At 71.5% G+C, this 25544-nt stretch carries 29 protein-coding genes; 20 read left to right on the top strand and 9 right to left on the bottom strand.

Features of this window, described 5'->3' with window-relative positions:
* The gene (locus tag ACZ61C_RS17250; protein ID WP_465307706.1) at positions 1 to 885 is read left to right on the top strand and encodes a carbohydrate ABC transporter permease; all 885 of its coding nucleotides are present in this window, start codon (positions 1 to 3) and stop codon (positions 883 to 885) included.
* Between the two features lie 16 nt (positions 886 to 901).
* Positions 902 to 2266: a GH1 family beta-glucosidase gene (locus ACZ61C_RS17245; protein WP_465307704.1), complete on the top strand. Its 1365-nt coding sequence runs from the start codon at positions 902 to 904 to the stop codon at positions 2264 to 2266.
* Between the two features lie 7 nt (positions 2267 to 2273).
* Here ACZ61C_RS17245 and ACZ61C_RS17240 read toward each other — a convergent pair whose 3' ends face one another.
* Positions 2274 to 4070, bottom strand: coding sequence for an AMP-dependent synthetase/ligase (locus ACZ61C_RS17240; RefSeq protein WP_465307702.1), 1797 nt, complete (start codon positions 4068 to 4070; stop codon positions 2274 to 2276).
* 127 nt (positions 4071 to 4197) lie between these two features.
* Here ACZ61C_RS17240 and ACZ61C_RS17235 point away from each other — a divergent pair, with 127 nt between their 5' ends.
* Genes ACZ61C_RS17235 through ACZ61C_RS17210 form a run of 6 tightly spaced genes read left to right on the top strand, consistent with a single transcriptional unit; the run spans position 4198 to position 8372 of the window.
* Positions 4198 to 4608: a polyketide cyclase / dehydrase and lipid transport gene (locus ACZ61C_RS17235; RefSeq protein ID WP_465307700.1), complete on the top strand. Its 411-nt coding sequence runs from the start codon at positions 4198 to 4200 to the stop codon at positions 4606 to 4608.
* Positions 4609 to 4619: 11 nt separating this feature from the next.
* Positions 4620 to 5414 carry a metallophosphoesterase family protein gene (locus ACZ61C_RS17230; RefSeq protein ID WP_465307698.1) on the top strand — a complete coding sequence of 265 codons (795 nt, stop codon included), beginning with the start codon at positions 4620 to 4622 and terminating at the stop codon, positions 5412 to 5414.
* Between the two features lie 27 nt (positions 5415 to 5441).
* Positions 5442 to 5876: an SRPBCC family protein gene (locus ACZ61C_RS17225; RefSeq protein WP_465307696.1), complete on the top strand. Its 435-nt coding sequence runs from the start codon at positions 5442 to 5444 to the stop codon at positions 5874 to 5876.
* A gap of 4 nt (positions 5877 to 5880) precedes the next feature.
* Positions 5881 to 7008, top strand: coding sequence for an ArsA family ATPase (locus ACZ61C_RS17220; RefSeq protein WP_465307694.1), 1128 nt, complete (start codon positions 5881 to 5883; stop codon positions 7006 to 7008).
* Positions 7005 to 7418, top strand: a complete 414-nt coding sequence (locus tag ACZ61C_RS17215) for a hypothetical protein (protein WP_465307692.1) — start codon at positions 7005 to 7007, stop codon at positions 7416 to 7418. The genes ACZ61C_RS17220 and ACZ61C_RS17215 overlap by 4 nt, the downstream gene beginning before the upstream one ends.
* 15 nt (positions 7419 to 7433) lie before the next feature.
* Positions 7434 to 8372, top strand: coding sequence for an ROK family protein (locus tag ACZ61C_RS17210; RefSeq protein ID WP_400893338.1), 939 nt, complete (start codon positions 7434 to 7436; stop codon positions 8370 to 8372).
* A gap of 301 nt (positions 8373 to 8673) precedes the next feature.
* Here the strand turns inward: ACZ61C_RS17210 and ACZ61C_RS17205 are convergent, their stop codons facing one another.
* The gene (locus ACZ61C_RS17205; protein ID WP_465307690.1) at positions 8674 to 9150 is read right to left on the bottom strand and encodes an SMI1/KNR4 family protein; all 477 of its coding nucleotides are present in this window, start codon (positions 9148 to 9150) and stop codon (positions 8674 to 8676) included.
* Between the two features lie 26 nt (positions 9151 to 9176).
* Between ACZ61C_RS17205 and ACZ61C_RS17200 the strand changes: the two genes are divergently transcribed.
* Complete coding sequence (locus ACZ61C_RS17200; protein ID WP_465307688.1) at positions 9177 to 10019, top strand: NUDIX domain-containing protein; 843 nt, start codon at positions 9177 to 9179, stop codon at positions 10017 to 10019.
* On the opposite strand, the gene ACZ61C_RS17195 is transcribed toward ACZ61C_RS17200, so the two are convergent.
* The 3 genes from ACZ61C_RS17195 to ACZ61C_RS17185 are packed head-to-tail and all read right to left on the bottom strand — an operon-like array spanning position 10016 to position 12464.
* Entirely contained in the window at positions 10016 to 11155 is a 1140-nt protein-coding gene (locus tag ACZ61C_RS17195; protein ID WP_465307686.1) for a glutamate--cysteine ligase, read from the bottom strand. The two genes, ACZ61C_RS17200 and ACZ61C_RS17195, sit on opposite strands and share 4 nt — an antisense overlap.
* Positions 11156 to 11166: 11 nt before the next feature.
* A complete protein-coding gene (locus ACZ61C_RS17190) occupies positions 11167 to 11700 on the bottom strand; it encodes a hypothetical protein (protein WP_465307684.1) in 534 nt (177 codons plus the stop codon).
* On the bottom strand, positions 11697 to 12464 hold the full coding sequence (locus ACZ61C_RS17185) for an alpha/beta hydrolase (protein ID WP_465307682.1): 768 nt from the start codon (positions 12462 to 12464) through the stop codon (positions 11697 to 11699). The genes ACZ61C_RS17190 and ACZ61C_RS17185 overlap by 4 nt, the downstream gene beginning before the upstream one ends.
* A gap of 211 nt (positions 12465 to 12675) precedes the next feature.
* Here ACZ61C_RS17185 and ACZ61C_RS17180 point away from each other — a divergent pair, with 211 nt between their 5' ends.
* Positions 12676 to 13437 carry a lysophospholipid acyltransferase family protein gene (locus ACZ61C_RS17180; RefSeq protein ID WP_465307680.1) on the top strand — a complete coding sequence of 254 codons (762 nt, stop codon included), beginning with the start codon at positions 12676 to 12678 and terminating at the stop codon, positions 13435 to 13437.
* Positions 13438 to 13454: 17 nt separating this feature from the next.
* On the top strand, positions 13455 to 13943 hold the full coding sequence (locus ACZ61C_RS17175; RefSeq protein WP_465307678.1) for a polyadenylate-specific 3'-exoribonuclease AS: 489 nt from the start codon (positions 13455 to 13457) through the stop codon (positions 13941 to 13943).
* A 12-nt stretch (positions 13944 to 13955) separates the two neighbouring features.
* Here ACZ61C_RS17175 and ACZ61C_RS17170 read toward each other — a convergent pair whose 3' ends face one another.
* Positions 13956 to 15041 (bottom strand): 3-deoxy-7-phosphoheptulonate synthase, encoded by a 1086-nt coding sequence (locus ACZ61C_RS17170; protein ID WP_465307676.1) that lies wholly within the window; start codon positions 15039 to 15041, stop codon positions 13956 to 13958.
* Between the two features lie 287 nt (positions 15042 to 15328).
* On the opposite strand from ACZ61C_RS17170, the gene ACZ61C_RS17165 reads away from it, so the two are divergent.
* Entirely contained in the window at positions 15329 to 16354 is a 1026-nt protein-coding gene (locus ACZ61C_RS17165; RefSeq protein ID WP_465307674.1) for a 6-phosphofructokinase, read from the top strand.
* A 23-nt stretch (positions 16355 to 16377) separates the two neighbouring features.
* On the opposite strand, the gene ACZ61C_RS17160 is transcribed toward ACZ61C_RS17165, so the two are convergent.
* Both ACZ61C_RS17160 and ACZ61C_RS17155 read right to left on the bottom strand, forming a co-directional pair.
* Positions 16378 to 17814 (bottom strand): aromatic amino acid ammonia-lyase, encoded by a 1437-nt coding sequence (locus ACZ61C_RS17160; RefSeq protein ID WP_465307672.1) that lies wholly within the window; start codon positions 17812 to 17814, stop codon positions 16378 to 16380.
* Between the two features lie 35 nt (positions 17815 to 17849).
* Positions 17850 to 18335 (bottom strand): group II truncated hemoglobin, encoded by a 486-nt coding sequence (locus tag ACZ61C_RS17155; RefSeq protein WP_465307670.1) that lies wholly within the window; start codon positions 18333 to 18335, stop codon positions 17850 to 17852.
* 67 nt (positions 18336 to 18402) lie between these two features.
* Between ACZ61C_RS17155 and ACZ61C_RS17150 the strand changes: the two genes are divergently transcribed.
* Positions 18403 to 18741: a winged helix-turn-helix transcriptional regulator gene (locus ACZ61C_RS17150; protein ID WP_465307668.1), complete on the top strand. Its 339-nt coding sequence runs from the start codon at positions 18403 to 18405 to the stop codon at positions 18739 to 18741.
* A 7-nt stretch (positions 18742 to 18748) separates the two neighbouring features.
* On the opposite strand, the gene ACZ61C_RS17145 is transcribed toward ACZ61C_RS17150, so the two are convergent.
* Complete coding sequence (locus tag ACZ61C_RS17145; protein WP_465308264.1) at positions 18749 to 19057, bottom strand: ArsR/SmtB family transcription factor; 309 nt, start codon at positions 19055 to 19057, stop codon at positions 18749 to 18751.
* Between the two features lie 182 nt (positions 19058 to 19239).
* Between ACZ61C_RS17145 and ACZ61C_RS17140 the strand changes: the two genes are divergently transcribed.
* The 7 genes from ACZ61C_RS17140 (at position 19240) to ACZ61C_RS17110 (ending at position 25496) form a co-directional block, all read left to right on the top strand.
* The gene (locus ACZ61C_RS17140) at positions 19240 to 20463 is read left to right on the top strand and encodes a glycoside hydrolase family 18 protein (RefSeq protein WP_465307666.1); all 1224 of its coding nucleotides are present in this window, start codon (positions 19240 to 19242) and stop codon (positions 20461 to 20463) included.
* A gap of 60 nt (positions 20464 to 20523) precedes the next feature.
* Positions 20524 to 21189 carry a DUF2461 domain-containing protein gene (locus tag ACZ61C_RS17135; RefSeq protein WP_465307664.1) on the top strand — a complete coding sequence of 222 codons (666 nt, stop codon included), beginning with the start codon at positions 20524 to 20526 and terminating at the stop codon, positions 21187 to 21189.
* Positions 21190 to 21272: 83 nt separating this feature from the next.
* Positions 21273 to 22697 (top strand): pyruvate kinase, encoded by a 1425-nt coding sequence (pyk, locus tag ACZ61C_RS17130; RefSeq protein WP_465307662.1) that lies wholly within the window; start codon positions 21273 to 21275, stop codon positions 22695 to 22697.
* A 36-nt stretch (positions 22698 to 22733) separates the two neighbouring features.
* Positions 22734 to 23630, top strand: a complete 897-nt coding sequence (locus ACZ61C_RS17125; RefSeq protein ID WP_465307660.1) for an acyl-CoA thioesterase — start codon at positions 22734 to 22736, stop codon at positions 23628 to 23630.
* Positions 23631 to 24008: 378 nt separating this feature from the next.
* Positions 24009 to 24911: a helix-turn-helix domain-containing protein gene (locus ACZ61C_RS17120; protein WP_465307658.1), complete on the top strand. Its 903-nt coding sequence runs from the start codon at positions 24009 to 24011 to the stop codon at positions 24909 to 24911.
* Between the two features lie 13 nt (positions 24912 to 24924).
* A complete protein-coding gene (locus ACZ61C_RS17115) occupies positions 24925 to 25128 on the top strand; it encodes a DUF397 domain-containing protein (RefSeq protein WP_465307656.1) in 204 nt (67 codons plus the stop codon).
* Positions 25129 to 25286: 158 nt separating this feature from the next.
* Positions 25287 to 25496 (top strand): hypothetical protein, encoded by a 210-nt coding sequence (locus ACZ61C_RS17110; protein ID WP_465307654.1) that lies wholly within the window; start codon positions 25287 to 25289, stop codon positions 25494 to 25496.
* Positions 25497 to 25544 lie beyond the last annotated feature (48 nt).

The raw sequence follows: 25544 nt of genomic DNA, 5'->3' as shown, positions 1-25544 counted from the left end.
ATGACCACCGTGCTGACCCCGGCCGCGCCCGCGCCGCCGGCGGCACCCGGGCGGGCCCGGCGCCTCGTGCGCCGGGTCGCGAGCCCGTGGACCTACGCCGCGCTGATCGCGATCCTGGCCGGCTCGGCGTTCCCCGTGTACTGGTCGTTCGTCGTGGCTTCGCAGACGACGGAAGCCGTCGGCAGCGTGCCGCCGGTGCTCGTGCCCGGCGGGCACCTGTTCGAAAACATCGCCCGGGTCTTCGACGAGTCGGAGTTCGCGCTGGCCCTGGGGAACTCGATGATCGTCGCGGGCACGATCACCGTTTCCGTGGTGCTGTTCTCGACGCTGGCCGGGTTCGCCTTCGCCAAGCTGCGCTTCCGCGGCCGGACCGTGCTGCTGCTCGTCGTCATCGCCACCCAGGCGATCCCGACCGAGCTGGGTGTCGTGCCGCTCTACATGATGATGGCCGACTTCGGGTGGGCCGGGCAGCTGCAGGCGGTGATCGTGCCCGGCCTGGTGACCGCGTTCGGCGTGTTCTTCATGCGCCAGTACTTCGAACGCGCGCTGCCGCTGGAGCTCCTGGAAGCCGGGCGGATGGACGGCTGCAACTCGCTGCGGCTCTTCTGGCACGTCGCGCTGCCGGCCGCCCGCCCGGCCGCGGCGGTGCTCGGGCTGTTCACGTTCATGCAGGCGTGGAACGACTTCTTCTGGCCGCTGGTCGTGCTGGTGCCGGAGAACCCGACCGTCCAAACCGCACTGTCCACCCTGGCCAGCGGCTACACCACCGACTACACGCTCGTGCTCACCGCCGCCACCATCGGCACCGTCCCCGTCCTGCTCGTGTTCCTGCTGTTCGGCCGCCAGATCGTCGGCGGCATCATGCAGGGCGCGCTCAAGGGCTGACCTCCCGGAGATGACCGTGACCACCAGTTTCCCGCCCGGCTTCCGCTGGGGTGTCGCGACCTCGGCGTTCCAGGTCGAGGGCGCGACCGCCGCCGACGGCCGCGGACCGTCCATTTGGGACACCTTCGCGGCGGTCCCCGGCGCGGTGGCCGGGGGTGACACCGGCGAGCCGGCGGCCGACCACTACCACCGCTGGCCGCGTGACGTCGCCCTGCTCGCCGCGCTCGGCGTCGACTCCTACCGGTTCTCGGTGTCCTGGCCGCGGATCCAGCCGTCCGGCCGCGGCGGCGCCGCACCGGAGGGGATCGGCTTCTACCGGAAGCTCGTCGAAGCCCTGCGGGAGCGCGAGATCGAGCCGTTCCTCACGCTCTACCACTGGGACCTCCCGCAGGCGCTGGAGGACAACGGCGGCTGGCGGTCGCGCGACACGGCGGCCCGGTTCGCCGACTACGCCGCGCTGGTGCACGCCGAGCTCGGCGACGTCGTCGACCACTGGACGACGCTGAACGAGCCGTACCCGTGCGCGGTCGCGGGATACGGCGAAGGACGGCACGCGCCGGGCGCGCGGGAAGGGCACGGCGCGCTCGCCGCCGCCCACCACCTGCTGCTCGGCCACGGCTTGGCCGTCCGGGCGATGCGGGCGCAGGCACCACCGCAGCACCAGTTCGGGATCGTGCTCAACCAGTCGCCCGCGGTGCCGGTGACGGACTCGGCCGCCGACGCCGCCGCGGCCGCCCGCCAGGACACGCTGCTGCGGCGCCAGTTCACCGACCCGCTGTTCGGCGGCCGCTACGCGCCGGGCCTGGCGGCGATGTTCGACGGCGTCACGGACTTCTCGTTCCGCCACGACGGCGACCTGGCGACGATCGGGCAGCCCCTGGACTACCTGGGCGTCAACTACTACTACCGGCTGCACGTCGCGGACGCGCCGCACCGCGAGCCGGTCCCGGCCCGCCGCACGGTGGCCGACATCGGCGTCGACACGACACGCGTGCCGGACGTCCCGCGCACGGGCATGGGCTGGCCGGTCGAGCCCGAGGGCCTCACCGAAGCCCTGGTGGGCCTGCACAACCGCTATCCCGGGCTGCCGCCCATGTACGTCACGGAGAACGGCTGCGTGTACGCCGACCGGAGCGACTTCGCCGACTACGAGCGCATCTCGTTCCTGAGCGAGCACATCGAGGCGGCGCGCACGGCCGCGGCGGCGGGGGTGGACCTGCGGGGGTACTTCTGCTGGTCCCTGCTCGACAACTTCGAGTGGGCCCACGGGTACAAGCACCGGTTCGGCCTGGTGCACGTGGACTACGCGACGCAGGCCCGCACGCCGCGGGCGAGTTTCCGCTGGTACCGCGACTTCATCGCGGCCCAGCGGCTCGAGTGACGTCGGGCTACTTTTTGTACAGGCCTTCGATGTCGTTCGCGTAGTTCTTCGTGACCACGTTGCGCTTCAGCTTGAGGCTCGGCGTGATCTCGCCCCCGGCCTCGGTGAAGTCGTTGGCCAGCACCGTGAACTTCTTGATCGCCTCGGCCTTGGACACCTGCTTGTTCGCCTCGTCGACCGCGGCCTGGATCTCCGCGAGCAGGTCGGCGTCGGTGGCCAGGTCGGCGACCGTGGCCGCCGCCGGCTTGTGGTGCTGGGACTTCCAGGACGGGAAGTACTCCTCGTCCACCGTCACCAGCGCCGCGATGAACGGGCGCTGGTCGCCGACCACCATCGCCTGGCTCACCAGCGGGGCCGCCTTGATCGTGTCCTCGAGGCCGGACGGGGCGACGTTCTTGCCGCCCGCCGTCACGATGATCTCCTTCTTGCGGCCGGTGATCTTGAGGAAGCCGTCGGCGTCCAGCTCGCCGAGGTCGCCGGTGTGGAACCAGCCGTCGGTGAGCGACTCGGCCGTCGCCTGCGGGTTGTTGTAGTACGCCCGGAAGACGACGTCGCCCTTGAGCATGACCTCGCCGTCGTCGGCGATGCGGACCGACGTGCCGTTGACCGGCTTGCCGACCGTGCCGACGCGGAACGCCGTCTGGGTGTTGACGTTCGCCGCCGCGGACGTCTCGGTCAGGCCGTACCCCTCGAACACCGGGACACCGATACCGCGGAAGAAGTGCGCCAGCCGCGCGCCGAGCGGGGCGCCGCCGGACACCGCCGCCACACAACGACCGCCGAGGGCCGCGCGCAGCTTGCCGTAGACGAGCTTGTCGAACGCCAGGTGCTTCAGCTTCAGCGCGACACCGGCGCCGCCCTTGTCCTGCGCCTCGCTGTAAGCGACCGCCACGGCTTCGGCGGCGTCGAAGATCTTGCCCTTGCCGTCGCCGTGGGCCTTCTGCTTCGCCGAGTTGTAGACCTTCTCGAACACCCGCGGCACCGCGACGACGAACGTCGGCCGGAAGGTGCCCAGGTCGGCGACCAGGTTCTTGACGTCCGGGGTGTGCCCGAGGGTGACCCGGGCGGTGAGCGCGGTGACGGCGATCGCGCGGGCCAGCACGTGCGCCAGCGGCAGGAAGCACAGCAGCGAGTTGCCCTGCTCCATCAGCTGCGGGAACGCCTCGATGTCGGCGCGGATCTCGGCCAGCAGGTTGCGGTGGGTCAGCTCGACGCCCTTGGGGCGGCCGGTGGTGCCCGAGGTGTAGACGATCGTGGCCAGCTCGTCGGCGACGACCTCGCGGCGGCGCTCGTGCAGCTCGTCGTCGGACAGCCCGGCGCCCAGCGCGGACAGCTCCTCGACAGCGGGGGAGTCCCCCTCGATCTGCCAGGTGTGGTCCAGGTCGGTGAGCCGGCTCCGGACCTCGTCGACCGCGGCCGCGTGGCCGTTCGTCTCGACGAACACGGCCTTCGCGGCCGAGTCCGAGAGGATCCAGTGCACCTGTTCGGGGGACGAGGTGTCGTAGATCGGGACGGTCACCGCGCCGGCCGCCCAGATGGCGAAGTCGATCAGCGTCCACTCGTAGCGGGTCTTCGACATGATCGCGACGCGGTCGCCGCGGCCGATCCCGGCCTGGGCCATGCCCTTGGCGACGGCCAGCACCTCGCCGGCGAACTCCTTGGCGGTCACGTCCAGCCAGCTGCCCTCGACCTGGCGGCGGAAGCTCACCACGTCGGAGAACCGCTCGGCGTTCGCCCAGACGACGTCGGACATGTTTTCGTCGTCGGCCACCGGCTTCCCGGCGGGAGCGCTGTATTCGCGCACGTGGACCTCCGTGTTCAACGCGTGCGGCAGGCGACACCGCTGTTACCCGCCAGTCAACTTAGCGTGGTGAGCACCTTAAGACCATGCTGATCGCCGTCGCACGGCGAGGGCGTGACATTCTTCGCACGTGAACGCGCCACCCTCACTCGACATCGTCGACGAGACGTTCCTCGCCGTTCCGCCGGCCACCGTGGCCGCGGTCTTCGCCGCACCGGCGTCCTGGCGGCGCTACTGGCCCGACCTGGTCCTCGAGGTCTACACCGACCGGGGCGAGAAGGGCCTGCGCTGGACCGTGCGGGGCGCGCTCGTCGGTACGATGGAGGTGTGGCTCGAGCCGGTGCTCGACGGCACCCTGCTGCACTACTTCCTGCGGGCGACCCCCGCCGACGCGGCCGGGACGCCCCGGGCGCTGGCGCCTCGCGACCTGCGCCGGGAGTTCGACCGGCGGGCCCGCGCGGCGAAGGCGATCGCACTCGGGCTGAAGGAGATCCTGGAGGACGGGCGTGAGCCCGGCGTTCCTCCTCGGGGCGAAAGCTAAGGGGAAGCTGGGTGCGGGTACACGTCGTCTCGGACGTGCACGGCAACGCCGACGCGCTGAAGCGGGCGGGGGACGGGGCCGACGCGTTGGTCGTGCTCGGCGACCTGCTCGACTTCGTCGACTACCGGGAGCACGACAAGGGCATCATGGGCGCGCTGTTCGGCGCCGAAAAGGTCGGTGAGTTCGCCCGGCTGCGCCGTGAGGGCACCCGTGACGAAACCGTTGCCTACTCGCGGACGCTCTGGGCGAGCCTCGACGACCCGGCCGCCGCGGTCGACGAGGCCATCCGCGCCCAGTACGCGACGCTGTTCGCGGCGATGACCGCGCCCACCTACGCCACCCCGGGCAACGTCGACACCCCGGCGATGTGGCCCGAGTTCACCGGCGAGGGCATCCGCGTCCTGGACGGCGAGGTGACCGAGATCGGCGGCCTCCGCTTCGGGTTCGTCGGCGGCGCGCTGCTGCCGGACGGGGTCGTCCCGCGCCGCCGGAAAGGCGCCGCCTGGCGTCCCTACCTGCGGGATCGTGAGGACTACGACCGCGGGGTGGCCGCGCTCACCGACGTCGACGTGCTCTGCACCCACGGCCCGCCCGCCCTGCCGGAGCTGACCTACGACGTCGTCGCGCGGCGCAACGAGATCGGCTCCACGGCGCTGCTGGAGCTGATCCGGGAGCAGCGCCCGCGCTGGTCGGTGTTCGGGCACGTGCACCAGCCGCTGTCCGCGCGCGCCCGGGTCGGGCTGACCGAGTGCCGTAACGTGGGTCACTTCAAGGAGACCGGGCAGCCCTACGTGCTGCGCTGGTGACCGACCGCGGCGGCTACGCTTCGTCCCATGGCCGAGCAGTCCACACAGTCCATCGAGGTCGACGCCGAGCCCACGCGGGTGATGGCCGTGATCGCCGACTTCCCCGCCTACCCGGAATGGGCCAAGGCGGTCCAGCAGGCCGAGGTCCTCGACACCGATGGTGACGGGCGGGCCAAGCAGGTCAAGCTGACCCTCGACGCGGGCCCGATCAAGGACGTCTACACCCTCTCCTACGACTGGGACGGCGACGGCCTCGGCGTCAGCTGGCACCTGGTCAAGGGCCAGATGCAGAAGGCGCAGAACGGCCGGTACGCCCTGGAGGACCTCGGCGGCCGCACCCGTGTCACCTACACGCTGTCGGTCGAGCTGGCGCTGCCGATGATCGGCCTGCTGCGCCGCAAGGCCGAGAAGATGGTCATGGACACCGCGCTCAAGGAGCTCAAGAAGCGGGCCGAGGGGTAACCGGGTGCGGATCCTGCTGTTCACCGGCAAGGGGGGTGTCGGGAAGACCACGCTGGCCGCGGCGACCGGCGCCGCACTGGCCGCCCGCGGCAGGAAGACCCTCGTCGTGTCCACCGACCCGGCGCACTCGCTCGGCGACGCCTTCGGCCACACCCTCGGCGCCGAACCGTCCGAAGTGGACGCTCTGCTCTCGGCCGTCCAGCTGGACTCCCGGACGCTCGTCGACACCAGCTGGCACCGGCTGCGCGCCGAGCTGCAGACCGTGCTGTCCGGCGCGGGACTCGACACTCTCGATGCCGAAGAGCTGACGGTCCTCCCCGGCGTCGACGAGCTGCTCGCGCTCACCGAGGTCCGGCGGCTGGCTGAGGACGGGCCGTGGGAGACCATCGTCGTCGACTGCGGTCCGACGGCCGAGACGCTGCGGCTGCTCGCCCTGCCCGAAGCCGTCTCCGGGTACCTGACCCGGCTGTTCAACCGCCGCGTCAGCGAGTCCGTGCACCGCCTCGGCACCCACCTCGACGGCTTGCGCACGCTGCTGACCGAGCCGTCGGTGACCACCGTCCGGCTGGTGCTGACCCCTGAGCGCGTGGTGGTCGCCGAGGCGCGGCGCACGCTCAGCTCGCTCGCCCTGCGCGGCATCGCCGTCGACGGCCTGGTCGCCAACCGGCTGATGCCCGCGCCCGGCTTCTGGCGCGGCGGGGCGGCGTCGTGGCTGCGCACGCGCCGGACCCAGCAGGACGCCGTGCTGGCCGAGCTCACCGCGGCCGGGTTCACCCGGGTCGCCCGGGTCGAGCACCGCGCCGTCGAGCCGGTCGGGCTGCCCGCGCTGCTGGAGATCGCCGCCGAGCTGTACCGCGACGGCGACCCCCTCGACGGCGACGGGACCCCCGTCACCCCGCTGCTGCGCGTGCGGCCGGCGGCCGGCGGGTACACCCTGCGCGTCGCGATCCCGCTGGGCCGGGACGCCGAGGTCGACCTCGCCCGCGTCGACGACGACCTGGCGATCACCGTGGACGGCTTCCGCAGGCTCATCGCCCTGCCGGAGGCGCTGCGGCCGTGCCGGATCACCGGCGCGGAATCCGACGCCGACGGCCTGCTGGTGAGCCTGGCCGGGAACCGGGGACGCGGGTGAGCGAAGACGAACACGGGCCGCGGCTCGCGGAGGAGATCCGCCTGCTCGCCGAGCTGGTCGTGGAGAAGGCGGCGCCGTGGCTGGAGGGCGTCCTCGCCGCCGGGCACGGTGACCCTGACCAGGCGAACGCGGACGGCTCGGCGTGCGGCTGGTGCCCGCTGTGTGCGATCGTCGCCGTTGTGCGAGGTGAGCGCCCCGAGCTGGCCGCCCGGCTGGTCGAGCAGCTCGCGCAGCTGGTCGCCCTGCTGCGCGCGGTGCTCGCGGACCGCTGGGAGCCGGACGAGGGTGTGCACATGCCCGGGTTCCGGCCCGCGCCGCGGCCGCCGGCGGCCGCTTCGGCGGCGTCGCCGCGGGTGCAGCACATCACCGTCCGCAGACGGGACGAGTGGCGGCCGGATCGGGAGAGCTGAGTGCGGACGATAGGGGTGGACGTCGGCGGGACGAGTGTCCGGGCCGGCGTGGTGGACGAGCGCGGCTCCCTGCTCGACACGGCGCGGGTCGCGACGCCGAGCGAGGAAGGCGCCCTCGAGGACGCCATCGCGGGTGTGGTCGAGGACCTGCGCAACCGGCACGAGGTGGCCGGGGTCGGCCTGGCCGTGGCCGGGTTCGTGGCGCGCGACCGCCGGTCGGTGATGTTCGCGCCGCACCTGGCCTGGCGCGGCGCGCCGGTCGCGGACCGGATCGAGAAGCGGGTCGGCCTGCCGGTGCTGCTGGAGCACGACGTCAACGCGGCGATGGTGGGCGAGCACCGCTTCGGCGCGGCCCGCGGCGCCCACGTGGCGGCGCTGGTGGCGCTGGGGACCGGGATCGGCGCGGGCCTGCTCCTGGACGGCAAGCTGTTCCGCGGCGCGTACGGCGTGGCGCCGGAGCTGGGCCACCTGACGGTCGTGCGGGGCGGGCGGCCCTGCCCGTGCGGCAAGTACGGCTGCTGGGAGCGTTATTGCAGCGGAACGGCGCTGGCGGCGACAGCGGTGGAGCTGCTCGCGCGGCACCCGGGGCGGTCGACGGTGCTGGCCCCGCAGGTTGCGGGCGACCCGGGCTCGGTCACGGGACGGCGCGTGGCGGGAGCGGCTCGCGACGGTGATCCGATCGCCCAGCTGGCGATGGCGGAGCTGGCCAAGTGGCTCGGTGAGGGCCTGGCTCTGGTGGCGGATGTTTTCGACCCGGAGATCATCGTGATCGGTGGGGGTGTTTCGGAGTCGGCGCCGCTGTTTTTGGATGAGGCTCGGGAGCATTACGCGGGGGCTATCACCGGGGCTCGGCATCGGCCGTTGGCGCGGATACGGACTGCGCACCTGGGCGACGACACGGCGATCGTGGGGGCGGCGGCGTTGGCGTTGGAAGCGGCCAAGACCCCGGTCTGACGCGGTAGAGAGCTGTCTGCTGCGGGTACCCCACCACCATCGAGGGGGGAGCGGACATGGCGCTCGACGTGGGGATCGGCTTGGCAGGCGTGGTTCTGCTGGTGATCGGTGGCTTCCTGGCGTGGAAGCCGCGCAACGGCTGGCACCAGGCAGCTGCGACGCTGATGACCGGCCTGGGCTCAGCACTGACGGCGCAGTTCCTGATCGCCCCCTTCGTCCACGGCGACACGCTCGGGTACGTGCTGATCGGCATCCTGGTGGCGGGAGTCCTGGCGGCCGCGGTCATCGGCGGCCGGCGGGGTCACTCCTCCGGGAAGCTCCCCGACGGCACCAGCCCTTCGAGGAACGCACGGAACGTCGGCGCCAGCGCCAGCTCGGACTCCAGCTCCACGTCGAACCACGTCACCGACGGCTCCGAAGACCCGCGGTAGTCCAACGCCACCCACGTGTGGCCGTCGCCCGACAGCACCACGACCTGCTTGGGCAGGTCCCACTCGTCGCTCAGGTACGGCGAATCCAGGATCGACAGCCGCCCGCCCACGCCGAGGAGCTGGTCGAACGGCACGTGCGTGGCGCTGTACGACGTCGGCCTGCTCGTCGGGAAGGCGTCGAACGCGCCGGCCACCGTGCCGCCGTTGCGCAGCCCCAGCAGTTCGCCCAGCTCGATCGGCAGCCGGACGCCCAGCTCGCGGCCGGCGTGGGCGAATTCGCGGCTGGACAACGGCTCGCCGGGACCGCGGTCCCAGAACGTGGGCTTGAGCTGATCGAACCGGGTCACCCGCGAGAGTGTGACAGGCTGGCTTGGTGAGTGCCCCTTCGGCCAGCGTCTTCGTCCGGTGCTCCTGCGGGCACCTGCACTGGGGCCGTTACGGCGCCGCCGGGCTGCTGCTCTTCGATCCCGCTCGGGGTGTCCTCCTGCAGCGCCGTGCCTGGTGGGTGCACCACGGCCGGACCTGGGCGCTGCCCGGCGGGGCCATCGAAGCCGGTGAGACCGCCGTGATCGCCGCCGCACGCGAAGCCTTCGAAGAAGCCTCCGTTCCCGCCGATGCCTTTCGAGCGGTGTCCGCCTCCGTGGTGGACCATGGGGACTGGAGCTACACGACCGTCCTCGCCCTGGCCGATGGGGCCGAGGCGCGGGTTGCCAACACCGAAAGTGCGGAGGTGCGCTGGGTGGATCCCGACGACGTCCCCTCCTACCGGCTGCACCGCGACTTCGCCGCCGCGTGGCCGCGCCTGCGTGACCGCGTCGGGGAGGAGCTCGTTCTTGTCGTCGACGCGGCCAACGTCGTCGGCTCGCGGCCGGATGGCTGGTGGCGGGATCGGCACGGAGCCGCCGAACGCCTGCGTGACCAGCTCGTGAAACTCGCCGAGGCCGGCGTACCGGACCCGGATGACCCGGCCGTGACCTGGTGGCCGCGCGTTGTCCTCGTCGTCGAGGGCAAGGCCAAGCACGTCGAGTCCGTGCCCGGGGTCGAGGTTGTCGCCGCGGACGCCGATGGGGACTCGAAGATCGTCGAGGTCGTCGGGCAGCAGAAGGGCCGGGTGCTCGTCGCGACGGCCGACCGTGAGCTGCGGGGCCGGGTCGAGGCCCTCGGTGCGTCGATTCTCGGCCCCGGCACGCTGCGCAGCCGGCTCGACGAGCTCTAGTCCTTCGAGATGCCGTCGCGCATCTCGGCGACCAGGGACGCCATCACGGCCTTCAGGCTGCCCTTGTGCTGCTGCGCCACCGCCCGCTGCCGCCGGTAGCTCGGGCCGTACTCCAGGATCGTCTCGACGTCGCGCAGCTCGGCGACGCAGTCCAGGCGCCGCGCCACCGGCTCCAGGCGGTCGAGCAGGTCGGCGACGTCGTCGGTGACCAGGCGCTCGCGCCCGGCCGCGTCCAGGATGATGATCGCGTCGGTGCCGTAGCGGGCCGCGCGCCACTTGTTCTCCTGGACGTGCCACGGCGGCAGCGACGGCAGGATCTCGCCGTCGTCCAGGCGCTCGCTGAAGTCGTCCACCAGGCACTGCGTCAGCGCCGCGATCGCGCCGACCTCCTCCAGCGTCGGCAGACCGTCGCAGACCCGCATCTCGATCGTGCCCAGGTGCGGCGCCGGCCGGATGTCCCAGCGGATCTCCGAGAAGTGGTCGATCACGCCCGTGGTGAACATGTCGTCGACGTAGCTCTCCAGCTCGGCCCACTTCCGGAACTGGAACGGCAGCCCGGCCGTCGGCAGCTGCTGGAACATCAGCGCCCGGTTCGACGCGTACCCGGTGTCCTCGGCGCCCCAGTACGGCGACGACGCCGAGAGCGCCTGCAGGTGCGGCGCGTAGTTGAGCAGCGCGTCGAGGATCGGCAGCACCTTGTCGCGGTGGTCGACCCCGACGTGCACGTGGACGCCGTAGATCAGCATCTGCCGGCCCCACCACTGGGTGCGGTCGATCAGCTTCGCGTACCGCTCCTTGTCGGTGACCTTCTGCTGGTACCAGTTGGAGAACGGGTGCGTCCCGGCCGAGAACATCTCCACGCCGAGCGGGTCGGCGACGCTGTGCAGGACGTCGAGGGAGTCGTTCAGGTCGGCCTTCGCCTCGGCGATCGTGTCGCAGACGCCGGTGATCACCTCGATGGTGTTGAGCAGCAGCTCCTGCTTGATCTTCGGGTGCTCGGCCGCGCCGTCCGGGCGCACCGCCTCGAGGATCTGCCCGGCCACCGAGGACAGCTCGCCGCTGCGGCGGTCCACGAGGCCGAGCTCCCACTCCGCGCCGACGGTCGACCGCCGCGAGGGACTGAACTCGATGGTCATCGCCCGACCGGTCAGACCTGGGCGCCGTTGCTCGGGTCGGCGCCGGGCGGCGGACCTTGGCGGACGCGGAGCAGCAGCAGCGCGATCGCCGTCGCCAGCGCGAGGATGCCCAGCGGCGTCGCGACCGTCGGGCCGACGCCGATGGCCCCGGGCACGATCAGCAGGAACAGCCCGGCCAGGAACAGCAGCAGGATGAGGAACGCGCCCATCTTCGGCCGCGGCAACGGCGGCGGCTCCGGCGGGACGTAGTGCTCGTCGTCGTCGGCCGGGTCGTCGGAGAACATCGTGGCGTCCCACGTCGTGCCCCCGGACCGCCAGCCGGGCTCCGGCGGGCTCTCGGCCGCGGGCGGCTCGGCCGGCCGGTCCGGCGTTTTGCGCGACTCGGTCCCCGGGCCCGCGGCGTCGGCGGTGTCCGCCGCGTCGACGGTGTCCGCCGTGTCCGCGGTGTCCAGCTCGGGCAGCCCGAACCCGTCGGCCCGCAGGTCGGCGACGATCTCGGCGAACGTCGCGTCGACGTCCTCCGGCCCGTCCTTCCCCCGGCTCATGCGGTCTCCTCCGGCTGTCCGGCGTGCGCCTTGGCGAACTCGACGCTGCGCGTGAAGATCACCTCGGCGTCGTTGTCCTGGGTCGCCACGTGGTAGCTGTTCTCCAGCACGACCTCGGTGACGTCGGTGCTGGCGACGCCCTGCAGCACCAGCTGCGAGTTCACCGGCTCGACGACGTGGTCGACCGACGAGTGCAGCAGCAGCACCGGCTGCGTCACCTTGCCCAGGTCGGCGCGCACGACAGCCCACAGCTTCGCCAGGCTCGCCGCGGCGCGCACCGGCGTCCGCGGGTAGGCCAGCTCCGTCTCGCCCGGCTTCTTGATGTCGTTCGCGATCGCCGGCACCGACGGCACGATCTTCCCCAGCACCGGCAGCAGCTTCGTGTCCCACTTCAGCCGCGTCACCGACGGGTTGACCAGGACGATCCCGGCGATCCGGTCGCCGAACTCCTCGGCGAGGCGCAGGGTGAGCGTGCCGCCCATCGAGAGGCCGCCGACGAAGACGGTCTTGCACGTCGAGAGCAGCTCGAGGAGCGCTTCGCGGACGGCGCCGTACCAGTCTTCCCACGTCGTGCGGTTGAGGTCCGGCCAGCGGGTGCCGTGACCCGGCAGCAGCGGGCAGCGCACGGTGAACCCGGCCCCGGCCAGGTGGTCACCCCAGGCCCGCATGCTCGCCGGGGTCCCGGTGAACCCGTGGCAAAGCAGGAACCCGGTGTCGGCCGAACCGGTGTGGCCGAACGGTTCCGCGCCGGCGAGCACGCCCATGCGATCGCCTTCCGTGTGAGCGGTGGATCTGTCCATGCTCTCACGGCCGACGGGCCTTGTGGGGCTCCGCCCGGACCGGGAATTCGCTGTGAGATCGATCGCTGACCGAGTGGTAACCGGGTGGCCGCCGTTGTGCGGCGGGCCCCGGGGTTCGTAGGCTGGCCGACGCGGGTGACAGGGGCTACAGCTGCGATGGAGGACTGAGGCACCGGTGCTGTACTGGCTCATGAAGTGGGTGTTCATCGGTCCGCTGCTCAAGACGCTGTGGCCGACGAAGGTCGTCGGCGCGGAAAACATCCCCGAGACCGGGGGCGCGATCCTGGCCGGCAACCACCTGGCTGTCGCGGACTCGTTCTTCATGCCGCTGCGGGTCAAGCGCAAGGTGACCTTCCCGGCCAAGTCCGAGTACTTCACCGAGCCCGGCTTCAAGGGCCTGCTCAAGAAGTGGTTCTTCACCGGCGTCGGCCAGTTCCCGATCGACCGCTCCGGCGGCAACGCCGCGCAGGCCGCGCTCGACACCGCGACCCGCCTGGTCAAGGCCGGCCACCTGCTCGGCATCTACCCCGAGGGCACCCGCTCCCCGGACGGCCGCCTGTACAAGGGCAAGACCGGCGTCGCCCGGATCGCGCTGGACTCCGGCGGCGTGGTCGTCCCGGTGGCGATGATCGGCACGGACAAGGTCAACCCGATCGGCTCCAAGATGTGGTGGCCGCGCCGCCTCGAGGTCCGCTTCGGCAAGCCGCTCGACTTTTCGCGGTACGAGGGGCTCGCGGGCGACCGCTTCATCGAGCGGTCGATCACCGACGAGATCATGTACGCGCTCATGGAGCTCTCCGGCCAGGAGTACGTCGACATCTACGCGGCGAAGGCGAAGGAACTGCTCGCCGCGGAGGCGTCCGGGGTCAAGCCGAAGGTGCCGGCGCAGCCGTCCGCGTCGGACGCGGCCCGGGTGCCCGATTCGAAGGTCGGCTGACCCACTAAGGTTCACCGGTGCGTTTCTTCTACGACACCGAGTTCATCGAGGACGGCGTGACGATCGACCTGGTGTCGATCGGTGTCGTTGACGAACAGGGCCGCGAGTTCTACGCGGTCTCGACCGACTTCGACCCGGCCAAGGCCGGGCCGTGGGTCCGCGACAACGTCCTGGACAAGCTGCCGTCCCCGGCGGATCCGGCGTGGCAAAGCCGCGAGAAGATCCGCGCGGGGCTGCTGGAGTTCTTCGGCAAGCCCCCGGGCGGCATCGAGCTGTGGGCCTGGTTCGCGGCCTACGACCACGTGGCGCTGGCCCAGCTGTGGGGCCCGATGCCGGCGTTGCCGCGGCAGCTGCCGCGCTTCACGCGCGACCTGCGCCAGCGGTGGGAGGACGCCGGGAAGCCGAAGCTCCCGGCGGCCCCCACCGACCAGCACGACGCTCTGGCGGACGCGAAGCACAACCTGGCCCGGTGGGAAGTCATCGAGGAGTACTTCCGCCGCCGCTGAGCGGGACCGCCGTCAGCGGCGCGCCCGGACCGCCCCGGCCAGCTCGTCCAGCAGCGGCGCGGTGTCGTCCCAAGCCAGGCACGCGTCCGTGATCGACTGCCCGTAGGTCAGCTTCTCGCTGTGCCCCAGGTCCAGGTCCTGGCGCCCCGCCGCCAGGAAGCTCTCCATCATCAGCCCCACGATCCCGCGCTCACCCTCGCCGATGCGCGAAGCCAGCTCCCGCACCACCCCGGCCTGCCGGACGTGGTCCTTGCCGCTGTTGCCGTGCGAAGCGTCGATGATCACCCGCTCCGGCAGCCCCGACTTGGCCAGCCGCGCGAGGGTGTCCGCCACCGTCGCCGCGTCGTAGTTCGGGCCGGCGTTGTGGCCGCGGAGGATCACGTGGCAGTCCGGGTTGCCGGACGTCGTCAGCAGGGCCGCGAGGCCGTCGGTGTTGATGCCGGGGAACACGTGGCTGGCCGCGGCCGCGCGGGTCGCGTCGACCGCCACCTGGACGTCGCCCTCGGTGGAGTTCTTGATCCCCACCGGCATCGACAGCGCGCTGCACAGCTGGCGGTGCACCTGGCTCGCCGCGGTGCGCGCGCCGATCGAGCCCCACGTCACGACGTCGGAGATGAACTGCGGCGTGATCGGGTCGAGGAACTCACAACCCACCGGCAGGCCGAGCGCGGAGACGTCGAGCAGCAGCTTCCGCGCCATCCGCAGGCCCTTGTTGACGGCGAAGGTGCCGTCGAGGTCCGGGTCGTTGATCAGGCCCTTCCAGCCCAGCGTGGTGCGCGGTTTCTCGAAGTACACGCGCATCACGATGTGCAGTTCGCCGCGCAGGTCGTCGGCCTTCGCGGCCAGCCGGCGGGCGTAGTCGAGGGCGGCTTCCGGGTCGTGGACCGAGCACGGGCCGACCACGACGAGGAGGCGATCGTCGCGGCCTTCGAGGATGTCGACGGTGTCGGCGCGGCCGTGCCGCACGACCTTCGCGACCCCGGCGTCGGCCGGATGGTCCTCGCGCAGCATCGCGGGGGAGATGAGCGGGCTGATCGACGTGGTGCGCGCGGCGTCCAGGTCACCGATGGTGGTCGCTGGACCGGCGGAGAGCGTCATGGCGGGGGTGTTCCTTCCTGATGGACACCGACCCGCGCGGGGGACCCTCGCCGAGCCGGTTCACGAATCCGGCTCGGGGGTGGACGTCAGCGCAGGTTCACGCCGCCGAGCCCACCCGGGGCCGGCTTCGTAAACCAGTAATAGCGCTGCACAGACTCAAGTTAGCACAACCCGGAGCCGGACCGATTCGGCAGGTGGTACGGGCTGCACCGATCCAGACGAAAGCCGCTACGCTGGCGCTCGACGAACTGTGACTGTCATCTCCAGAGAACAGACGGAGGCTTCTCATGCGTGTCGGTGTGCTGACCGGCGGCGGCGACTGCCCGGGGCTCAACGCGGTGATCCGCGCCGTGGTGCGCAAGGGCGTCGAGGTGCACGGCTGGGACTTCGTGGGCTTCCGCAACGGCTGGAACGGCCCCCTGACCGGCGACAGCCGCCCGCTCGGCCTGAACGACGTCGAGGACATCCTGACCCGGGGCGGCACCATCCTGCGGTCCTCGCGCACCAACCCGTACAAGGTCGACGGCGGCGTCGACAAGATCAAGCAGGTGCTCGCCGACCAGGGTGTCGACGCCCTCGTGGCGATCGGCGGCGAGGACACCCTCGGCGTCGCGAAGCGCCTCACCGACGACGGCGTCGGCGTCGTGGGCGTGCCCAAGACGATCGACAACGATTTGGGCGCCACCGACTACACCTTCGGCTTCGACACCGCGGTCTCCATCGCGACCGAGGCGATCGACCGGCTGCACACCACCGCCGAGTCGCACCACCGCGCGCTGGTCGTCGAGGTCATGGGCCGGCACGCCGGCTGGATCGCGCTGCACTCCGGCCTGGCCGGCGGCGCGAGCGTGATCCTGGTGCCGGAGCGGCACTTCAACGTCGACCAGGTCGTCTCCTGGGTCGAGCGCCGCTTCGAGAAGGAGTTCGCGCCGATCATCGTCGTGGCCGAGGGCGCACTGCCCGAGGGCGGCGAGGAGAAGCTGCTCACCGGCGAGAAGGACGCCTTCGGGCACGTCCGCCTCGGCGGCATCGGCACCTGGCTGGCCGACGAGATCGCCCACCGCACCGGCAAGGAGTCCCGCGCGGTCGTGCTGGGCCACGTCCAGCGCGGCGGCACCCCGACGGCCTACGACCGCGTGCTCGCGACCCGCTTCGGCCTGCACGCCGTGGACGCGGTCGCCGACGGCGACTTCGGTGTCATGGTCGCCCTGAAGGGCACCGACATCGTCCGCGTGAAGCTGTCCGAGGCGACGGCCGAGCTGAAGACGGTCCCGGTCGAGCGTTACCAGGAAGCCGAAGTCTTCTTCGGCTGAGGTTCCCGTCTCCGCGGTCGGCGTCAGATCCGGGCGAGTGAGTCCAGGACGCCGACCGCGGCGGCGATGTCGTCGGTCAGCGGCCGGTCCTCGACGCTGAGGTCGAGCACCGCCGACGCCGCTTCGAAGGCGTCGCGCACCGGGAGGTCGACCAGGTCCGCGTCGCGCATCCGCAGCGCGCGGACCGCCGCGACCAGCTCGCACGCCAGCACCTGCTGGTACGCCGTGCAAGCCGCGGTCGCCGCGCGCGCCGCCTGCGTCGAGAAGCTCGCGTGGTCCTCGATGCCGCGGGACACCACGGCCGTGCCGAGCGTCGCCGGGAGCGCCGCCTGCCGCAGCTCAGTGAGCGCGTCGTGCGCCACGTACTCCAGGATCATCACGCCGGAGCTGCCCGCCGGGCCCGCCGCGAGGAACGGCCGCAGCCCGGTGAACTCCGGCTCGACGAGGTCGCCCAGGCGCGCCACCGACAGCTCCGCCACCTGGTGCACGGTCGCCCGGGCCTGGTCCAGCGCCGTCGAGACGTACGCCGTGTGGAAGTGCGCGTGGTGGTAGGCGTCCCCGTGGACCGTCGAGATCATCGGGTTTTCGGTGCTGGCGTTGATTTCCACGGCGAGCACGTCGCGCAGGTAGTGGATCGCGTCCAGCGCCGGGCCCTGCACCTGCGGGAACGCCCGCAGCCCGAACGGGTCCTGGATGCGCCGTCCCGGCTTCGGCGTCTGGTGCATGCCCAGCAGCCGCCGCATCTCCGCCGCGCACGCGACCTGGCCGGCGTGCGGTCGCGCTTCGTGCACCGGTGTCGCGTACGCCTCGGGGTTGCCGTCGAGCGCGACGTACGTCAGCGCGGCGATCGCGTGGCTCGCGCGGGTCAGCGTGTCCAGCCGCATCGCCGCGAGGGTCGCTTCGGCGAGCGTCGCGGCGTTGCTGCTCATGAACGCCAGCGCGTCCCCGGCGTGCACCGGCACCGGCGGCACGTGCCCGTCGACCCACGAGCGTTCACCGGTGAGCGCGAGCGCCGCCTCCGCCAGCGGCGCGAGGTCGCCGGTGCCGATCGCGCCGAGCCGGTGCACCAGCGGCAGCGCACCGGTGCGGACCGCTTCGGCGAGTGCGCCGATCAGCTCGGGGCTGATGCCCGAGCGGCCGGCCATCAGCTGGTTCAGCCGGATCAGCATCATCGCGCGGACCTGGCCGCGCGGCATCTCCTCGCCACTGCCACCCGCGTGGCTGCGCAGCAGCCGCAGGCCGTGCTCCTTCGAGCTCGCGACCGTGTCGTCCTTGTTGGCCCCGACGCCGGTCGTCCGGCCGTAGACCATCCGCCGTGTGCTGAGCTCTTCGGCGAGCTTCCAGGCGTGCTCGGCGCCGCGCAGCGCGGCGATCGAGACGTCGACTCCCAGTGGGCCCTCGGTGCGCGCCGCCGTGACGACGTCCGCGCAGCGCAGGGTCCGGCCGTCCACCCGGATCAAGGGCAGCCTCCTTTCCGGCTGCCCTCACTATGCGGCTAGGAAGCCGGTGGCTGCCAGGGCGGCATCGGCCAGTCCCACTTCGGGACCGGTTCGTGGAGGTTCGGCTCGGCTCCCGGCGCCGAAAAGAGCACGGCCAGCCGGCTGCCCCACTCGAGGTAGCCGGCGAACGCGGCGCGGAACTCCGGGTCGCCGGGCAGGCCGGCTTCGTCGGCGGCGTCGAGCAGGAGGCTCACCCAGCGGCGGCGCTGCGGCTCGGTGATGCCGCGCCCGAGGTGGCGGCCGATCATGTGGGCGTGGCCGCCGTGGCTGCCGGAGTAGGCGGCCGGCCCGCCGAAGACCTCGCCGAGCCAGACCGCGACGTGCTCGGCGTGCCGCGGGTCCATGTCCCGGAAGACCGGCTCGAGCAGCGGGTCTTCGAGGACGTGACCGTAGAAGATCGTGAGCAGCTTCACGAGGGCTTCGTGGCCGCCGGCCCACTCGTAGAGGGTCGGCGTGGCGGGCGGGTCTTCTGGCACGATCACCCGGCAAGGCAACCAGCGGCGGCCCGGCCGGGCAACCACTTACTTTCCGGTGCGTGGGAGGAGCGGGATGAAGCGCTACCACTGCGCGACGGAGCTGGCGCTCGACCTCATCGGCGGCAAGTGGAAGCCGGTGATCCTGGCCCACCTCAAGGAAGGCGCCCACCGCTACGGCGAGCTGCGCCGCCGGATGCCGGGGATCAGCGAGAAGATGCTGACCCAGCAGCTGCGGGAGCTGGCCGCCGACGGCATCGTCCGCCGCGAGGAGTTCGACGGCCGCGTCCCGCACGTCGAGTACCACCTGACGGCGGTGGGGGAGGAGCTCCGCCCGGCCCTGACGGCCCTGTACGAGTGGGGCGAGCGCCGCGCGGCGGCCGCGGGGATCACGTTCGAGCCGACGGAGGCCTAGCTCCCGGTCAGTGCGGGTCGGTCTCGTCGAGACGGCGTTCCAGCGCGTCCAGCCGGTCCGACCAGAAGCGGCGGTAGGGCGCGAGCCAGGCGTCGACCTCGGCCAGCGGCTCCGGGCGCAGCGCGTAACAGCGCCGCTGCGCCGCGACCCGCACCGTCACGAGCCCGGCTTCGCGCAGCACCCGCAGGTGCTTGGACACCGCGGGCTGGCTCAGCTCGAGCTCCTCGACGAGCTCGCCGACGGAGCGTTCGCCGTCGCGGAGCAGGTCGAGGATCGTCCGGCGACGGGGTTCGGCGAGGACGTCGAAAGTCTGCATCACCCTGGAAATGTGCTCCGGCGGGCATATTCCTGTCAAGGCATGCGCACCCGCTTACCAGAATCTCCGGAGCGGCGCAGGCTGGACTAGACCATTGACCTAATGGTCTAGTCCATTTACGGTGGTGTGGTCCCCACCACTCCGGCACCGTCGCCGTGAGTAATTCTCCGGAGGGAGAAGGCATGTCCCGTTTCCGCAGGAAGAGCTTCTCTGCGCTGTTGACCGTGGCCGCCGCCGCGGGCCTGGCGGCGGGTGCCGCCGCGGCCCCGGCCGCCACCGCCGCACCCGCGTCGGCCGAAGCCTCCGTCGGCAAGGTCGTCGGTTACTTCACCGAATGGGGGGTCTACGACCGCAACTACCACGTCAAGAACATCGAGACGTCGGGCTCGGCGGCCAAGCTGACCCACATCAACTACGCCTTCGGCAACGTGACGAACGGCGGCTGCGCGATCGGCGACGCCTACGCCGACTACCAGAAGACCTACGACGCGGCGGGCAGCGTCGACGGCGTCGCGGACACCTGGGACCAGCCCCTCGCCGGCAGCTTCAACCAGCTCAAGAAGCTCAAGGCCAAGCACCCGGGCCTCAAGGTGATCTGGTCGTTCGGCGGCTGGACGTGGTCGGGCGGCTTCGGGCAGGCCGCGCAGAACCCCGCCGCCTTCGCCGACTCCTGCTACAACCTCGTCAACGACCCGCGCTGGGCCGGCGTCTTCGACGGCATCGACATCGACTGGGAGTACCCCAACGCCTGCGGCCTGAGCTGTGACAGCAGTGGCGCGGCGGCGTACAAGAACCTGATGTCCGCGCTGCGCGCCAAGTTCGGCTCGCAGCTGGTCACCGCGGCGATCACCGCCGACGGCACCGACGGCGGCAAGATCGACGCGGCCGACTACGCCGGCGCCGCCCAGTACGTCGACTGGTACAACGTGATGACCTACGACTACTTCGGCGCCTTCGCCGCGCAGGGCCCGACCGCCCCGCACTCGCCGTTGACGTCGTACGACGGCATCCCGACGCCGGGCTTCTACTCCGACGCGGCGATCCAGAAGCTGAAGAGCAAGGGCATCTCACCGGGCAAGCTCCTGCTGGGCATCGGTTTCTACGGCCGCGGCTGGACCGGCGTCACGCAGGACGCCCCGGGCGGCACGGCGACCGGCGCCGCCCCGGCCAAGTACGAGCCGGGCATCGAGGACTACAAGGTGCTGAAGACGTCCTGCCCGGCGACCGGCACCGTCGCGGGCACGGCGTACGCGAAGTGCGGCAGCAACTGGTGGAGCTACGACACGCCGTCGACCGTCGCCGGCAAGGTCTCCTACGCGAAGACCCAGGGCCTGGGCGGCGCGATGTTCTGGGAGCTCTCGGGTGACACCACCGACGGCGAGCTGATCACCGCCGTCGCGAAGTAGGGCCTCCGGCAGCGGGGGGACCGGCGGAAAACCGTCGGTCCCCCCGATTATCGTTCCCCCGTGAAGTTCAGCGGATTCGGCGAGTACGCCGTCGACTTCTTCGACGGCCTCGTCGAGGACAACTCCAAGCCGTACTGGGACGACCACGTCGAGGTCTACAAGAACGACGTCCGCGCCCCGATGGAGGCGCTGCTCGCGGAGCTGGCTCCCGAGTTCGGGGACGGCTTCGGCGAGCCCAAGGTGTTCCGCCCCTACCGCGACGTGCGCTTCGCCAAGGACAAGACGCCGTACAAGACCCACTGCGGCGGCGTCATCGAGCAGGGCCGCGGCGGCGGGGCCTACTACGTCGAGGTCGGGCCGGACGGCCTGCGGGTCGGCGGCGGCTGCTTCCACCTCGAGTCCGACCAGATCGCCCGGTTCCGCTCGGCCGTCGACACCGAGCTGCACGGCGAAGCGCTCCAGAAGATCATCACGAAGCTCGAGCGCGCCGGCTGGGAGGTCCGCGGCGACCGCCTCAAGTCGAAGCCGCGCGGGTTCGACGCCGAGCACCCGCGCCTCGACCTGCTGCGGTACCGCTCGGTCTACGCCGTGCGCGCCTGGGAGCCGGACGACGTGCTGCACGAACGGGGCGCCCTCGACCGGGTGCGCAAGGCCTGGCGGCAGGTCCGCGAGTTCAACGAATGGGCCCGTGACCGGGTCGGACCCACCGAAAAGCCACGTCGCTGACCGGACAGGTTTCTGAACAGTTTCTCTGAACTTTTCGGGATCGGTACAGACGAACGCGCGGCGAGGGACTACGCTGTGCGAACGTGAGCCGACGCGCGAAGATCGTTTGTACCCTGGGTCCTGCCACCGCCACGCCCGAGAAGATGCGGGCCCTGGTGGACGCGGGCATGGACGTGGCCAGGATGAACTTCAGCCACGGCAGCCACGGCGACCACAAGCAGGTCTACGACCTGATCCGGGACGCCGCGGCCGCGAGTGGCCGGGCCGTCGGCATCCTCGCCGACCTGCAGGGCCCCAAGATCCGGCTGGGCACCTTCGCCGGCGGGCCGGTCGAGTGGCAGAGCGGCGACATCGTCCGGATCACGGTCGAGGACGTCGCCGGCACCCACGACCGCGTCTCGACGACCTACAAGGGCCTCGCCAAGGACGCCAAGCCCGGTGACCGCCTCCTGGTCGACGACGGCAAGGTCGGCCTGGTGGTCAAGGAGGTCGACGGCCAGGACGTGGTGTGCGAGGTCACCGAGGGCGGCCCGGTCAGCAACAACAAGGGCGTCTCGCTGCCGGGCATGGACGTCTCCGTGCCGGCGCTGTCCGAGAAGGACATCGAGGACCTCGAGTTCGCGCTCGAGCTGGGGGTCGACTTCATCGCCCTGTCCTTCGTCCGCTCGCCGGCCGACATCGACCTGGTCCACCAGGTGATGGACCGGGTCGGCAAGGGCCGCCTGCCGGTCGTCGCGAAGATCGAGAAGCCCGAGGCCGTCTACAACCTCGAGGCCATCGTGCTGGCCTTCGACGCGGTGATGGTCGCCCGCGGCGACCTCGGAGTCGAGCTGCCGCTGGAGCAGGTCCCGCTGGTGCAGAAGCGCGCCATCCAGATCTGCCGCGAGAACGCGAAGCCGGTCATCGTCGCGACGCAGATGCTCGAGTCGATGATCAACAACTCCCGGCCGACCCGCGCCGAAGCCTCCGACGTCGCGAACGCGGTGCTCGACGGCACCGACGCGGTCATGCTGTCCGGCGAGACCAGCGTCGGCCGGTACCCGATCGAGACCGTGCAGACCATGGGCCGGATCGTCGAGGCGGTCGAGACCGACTCGCCGGTCGTCCCGCCGCTGACGCACGTCCCGCGCACCAAGCGCGGCGTGATCTCCTACGCCGCCCGCGACATCGGCGAGCGCCTCAACGCGAAGGCCCTGGTGGCGTTCACCCAGTCCGGCGACACCGTGCGCCGGCTGGCCCGGCTGCACACGCGGCTGCCGCTGCTGGCGTTCACGCCGGAGGACTGCGTGCGCAGCCAGCTGTCGATGACCTGGGGCACCAACACCCACATCGTGCCGCGGGTGGAGTCCACCGACCAGATGATCCAGCAGGTCGACCACGCGATGCTGGAGATGGGCAAGTACCAGAAGGGCGACCTGGTCGTCATCGTGGCCGGCTCGCCCCCGGGCACCGTCGGCTCGACCAACCTGATCCACGTGCACCGCCTCGGTGAAGACGACCACGCATAAGGGACGTCCCACCCGTCCAGCACATAGGGTCTGGCCATGACTGAAATGGCCAGGACGGCCGCCACCGAACTGGAGATCCCGGGTGGCGGCCAGCCGGTGCTGGACCGCCTGATCGCGTTGCTGGACCTCGAGAAGATCGAAGAGAACATCTTCCGCGGCGTCTCGCCCGCCCACTCGCCGGTGCGGGTGTTCGGCGGGCAGGTCGCCGGGCAGGCGCTGGTCGCGGCCGGGCGCACCGTCCCCGACGAACGCCGGGTGCACTCGCTGCACGCGTACTTCATCCGCGGCGGCGACCCGAGCGTCCCGATCATCTACGAGGTCGACCGGATCCGGGACGGCCGCTCGTTCACCACCCGCCGGGTCGTCGCGATCCAGCACGGCAAGGCGATCTTCTCGCTTTCGGCGTCGTTCCAGAAGGACGAACCGGGCATCGAGCACGCCGAGGCGATGCCCGAAGGCGTGCCCGCGCCCGAGACCCTGCCGACGCTGATGGAACGCGCGGAGGGCTACTCGATCGGCGCGCACAGCCGGCCGCGGCCGATCGACCTGCGCTACGTCAACGAGCCGCCGTGGGTCACCCGCCAGACCGGCGAGCGGCCCGCGCGCAACCAGGTCTGGATGCGCGCCGACGGGAAGCTGCCCGACCAGCAGCTGCTGCACGTCTGCGTGCTGACCTACGCCTCGGACATGACGCTGCTGGACTCGGTGCTCGCGCGCCACGGGGTCTACTGGGACACCGACCAGGTGCTCGGCGCGAGCCTCGACCACGCGCTCTGGTTCCACCGGCCGTTCCGCGCCGACGAGTGGTTCCTCTACGACAGCGCGTCCCCGACCGCCTCCGGCGCGCGCGGCCTGGCCACGGGCCGGTTCTTCGGCGCGGACGGCACGCTCATCGCGACGGTCGTCCAAGAAGGACTCTTGCGCGTCCTCTGAAGCCCGCCGGAAATCACCCTTACGGGCGACGAATAGGCAGAATAATCAATCTGCCAATAGGGCACCAAGACCGGTGAAGAGGGCCGGGACCGATCGGGGGACGGCCCCGGACCTCTTCTCCCGACGACCGCGCGGCGCGCCGCGAAGTCATCGTCTACGCTGCTCACAGGCCTTGAACGGGGCCGGAAGGTGATCCTTCCGGGCGCTTCTCGCGGCCTGCCGCAGTGCAGGATGCGAGCATACAGAAGCATTCTGCAAATTGCAGATACGACACCGGCGGCGTGGCGGTAATAGGTACCGTGCGATTACTCGAACGTCCCTGTTAGATACTGGCAGCAAGCGAACGGCTACGACGCCGTCGACATCCGGAGGTGCGCGATGGCAAGGGGACAGAGCCCCACGGTTCGCCGCCGGAGGCTCGCGGGCGAGCTGCGCCGGCTGCGGGAAGCCGCGGACCTGACGATCGACGAGGTCGGCGAGAAGCTCGAGTGCTCCGCCTCGAAGGTGAGCCGCATCGAGACCGGGCACGTCGGGGTCACCCCGCGCGACGCCCGCGACATGCTGGCGCTCTACGGGATCACCGGCGACGAGCAGGAGGCGCTCGTCCAGCTGGCCAGGGAGGCCCGCAAGCGCGGCTGGTGGCACGCCTACAACGAGGTCTTCACCGGCACCTTCGTCGGGCTCGAGGCCGACGCCAGCTCGCTGCGCGCGTTCCAGGCGCTGCTGGTCCCGGGGCTGCTGCAGACCGAGCGGTACGCCCGCGCGGTGATCCGGGCCCTGCGGCCGGACGCCGAGGACGCCGAGACCCGCCGCCGCGTCGCCGCGCGGATGGCGCGCCAGGAGCTGCTGTCCGACACCCCGCCGCCGGAGTACTGGGCGGTGATGGACGAGGCCGTGCTGCGCCGCGTCGTCGACGGGCCCGAGGTGATGGCCGAGCAGCTCTACCGCATGGTCGCGCTCGCCGAGAAGCCGAACGTGACCATCCAGGTCGTGCCGTTCGGCGCCGGCGCGCACCCGGGCATGGAGGGCCCCTTCCTGATCATGGGGTTCCCCGAGCAGGCCGACCCGGACGTCGTCTACGTCGACGACAGCACGTCCAGCGGCCTCTACCTGGAGGAACCCACAGACGTGCGGCGCTACGGGCTGATGTTCGACCATCTGCGCGCGGCCGCACTGAAGCCGGACGACTCGGTGGCGCTGATCGCCGAGGCGGCCGGGCGGTTCGCCGAGCAGGCGGCCGTACCGGCTCCGGTGCACCATCCGGAACCGAGGACACAGTAAGGGAGTGGGGACCATGGAAACCGAACTTTCCGGGGCGCGGTGGCGCAAGAGCAGCCACAGCGGCGGCGGCAACGACTGCGTCGAGGTCGCGTTCGTCACCGGCGGCGCCGCCGTGCGCGACTCGAAGGACCCCGAAGGTGGTGCCTTCCGCCTGCCCGCATCGGGTTGGCGTGGGCTGCTGGCCGCGGTGCGGCCCGGCGGCCCGGCCCGCGACTGAGGCGGTTGCGAAGACCCCTTACCCCCGCCGAGCTGGGCTCGGCCGGGAGTAAGGGGTCTTTTCACGCCCAGGCCTGCGTGATCACCCGATGCCTGAGGGGTCCCCTCAGGACGAACCTGAGTGCTACCAACCGGTGAACTCGGGAACAGGGGAACACGATGCACAGCGATCTGCTGCTCGACGCGGTCCGGGCCGAAGCGGCTTACCGGGCCGAGGAACTGCGGAAGGCCGGGCGCAGCGCCTGGGCCGCCCGCGCACGCCGCGCCGTCCGGCACATCCGGGCCGCGCGGAGCGACGTCGACGTCCCGGCGCAGGAGCGCCGCGAAGCCACGCGGGAGACCGCGGGTGTCGGCGAGACCGCCCGGTAAGGGGCGGGTGATGGTGTCCAAGGCGATAAGCGTGCGGAACTTGTCGGT

The organism is Amycolatopsis sp. NPDC104587 (assembly GCF_055583645.1).
This window is presented reverse-complemented; position numbering and strand designations above follow the sequence as displayed.

What these genes read in the sequence shown, in the direction of transcription:
- ACZ61C_RS17250 (WP_465307706.1), top strand. Translation starts at nt 1, where the DNA reads ATGACCACCGTGCTGACCCCGGCCGCGCCCGCGCCGCCGGCGGCACCC.
- ACZ61C_RS17110 (WP_465307654.1), top strand. Translation starts at nt 25,287, where the DNA reads ATGCACAGCGATCTGCTGCTCGACGCGGTCCGGGCCGAAGCGGCTTAC.
- ACZ61C_RS17140 (WP_465307666.1), top strand. Translation starts at nt 19,240, where the DNA reads ATGTCCCGTTTCCGCAGGAAGAGCTTCTCTGCGCTGTTGACCGTGGCC.
- ACZ61C_RS17125 (WP_465307660.1), top strand. Translation starts at nt 22,734, where the DNA reads ATGACTGAAATGGCCAGGACGGCCGCCACCGAACTGGAGATCCCGGGT.
- ACZ61C_RS17195 (WP_465307686.1), bottom strand. Translation starts at nt 11,155, where the DNA reads ATGACCATCGAGTTCAGTCCCTCGCGGCGGTCGACCGTCGGCGCGGAG.
- ACZ61C_RS17190 (WP_465307684.1), bottom strand. Translation starts at nt 11,700, where the DNA reads ATGAGCCGGGGGAAGGACGGGCCGGAGGACGTCGACGCGACGTTCGCC.
- ACZ61C_RS17165 (WP_465307674.1), top strand. Translation starts at nt 15,329, where the DNA reads ATGCGTGTCGGTGTGCTGACCGGCGGCGGCGACTGCCCGGGGCTCAAC.
- ACZ61C_RS17150 (WP_465307668.1), top strand. Translation starts at nt 18,403, where the DNA reads ATGAAGCGCTACCACTGCGCGACGGAGCTGGCGCTCGACCTCATCGGC.
- ACZ61C_RS17145 (WP_465308264.1), bottom strand. Translation starts at nt 19,057, where the DNA reads ATGCAGACTTTCGACGTCCTCGCCGAACCCCGTCGCCGGACGATCCTC.
- ACZ61C_RS17115 (WP_465307656.1), top strand. Translation starts at nt 24,925, where the DNA reads ATGGAAACCGAACTTTCCGGGGCGCGGTGGCGCAAGAGCAGCCACAGC.
- ACZ61C_RS17170 (WP_465307676.1), bottom strand. Translation starts at nt 15,041, where the DNA reads ATGACGCTCTCCGCCGGTCCAGCGACCACCATCGGTGACCTGGACGCC.
- ACZ61C_RS17120 (WP_465307658.1), top strand. Translation starts at nt 24,009, where the DNA reads ATGGCAAGGGGACAGAGCCCCACGGTTCGCCGCCGGAGGCTCGCGGGC.
- ACZ61C_RS17185 (WP_465307682.1), bottom strand. Translation starts at nt 12,464, where the DNA reads ATGGGCGTGCTCGCCGGCGCGGAACCGTTCGGCCACACCGGTTCGGCC.
- ACZ61C_RS17225 (WP_465307696.1), top strand. Translation starts at nt 5,442, where the DNA reads ATGGCCGAGCAGTCCACACAGTCCATCGAGGTCGACGCCGAGCCCACG.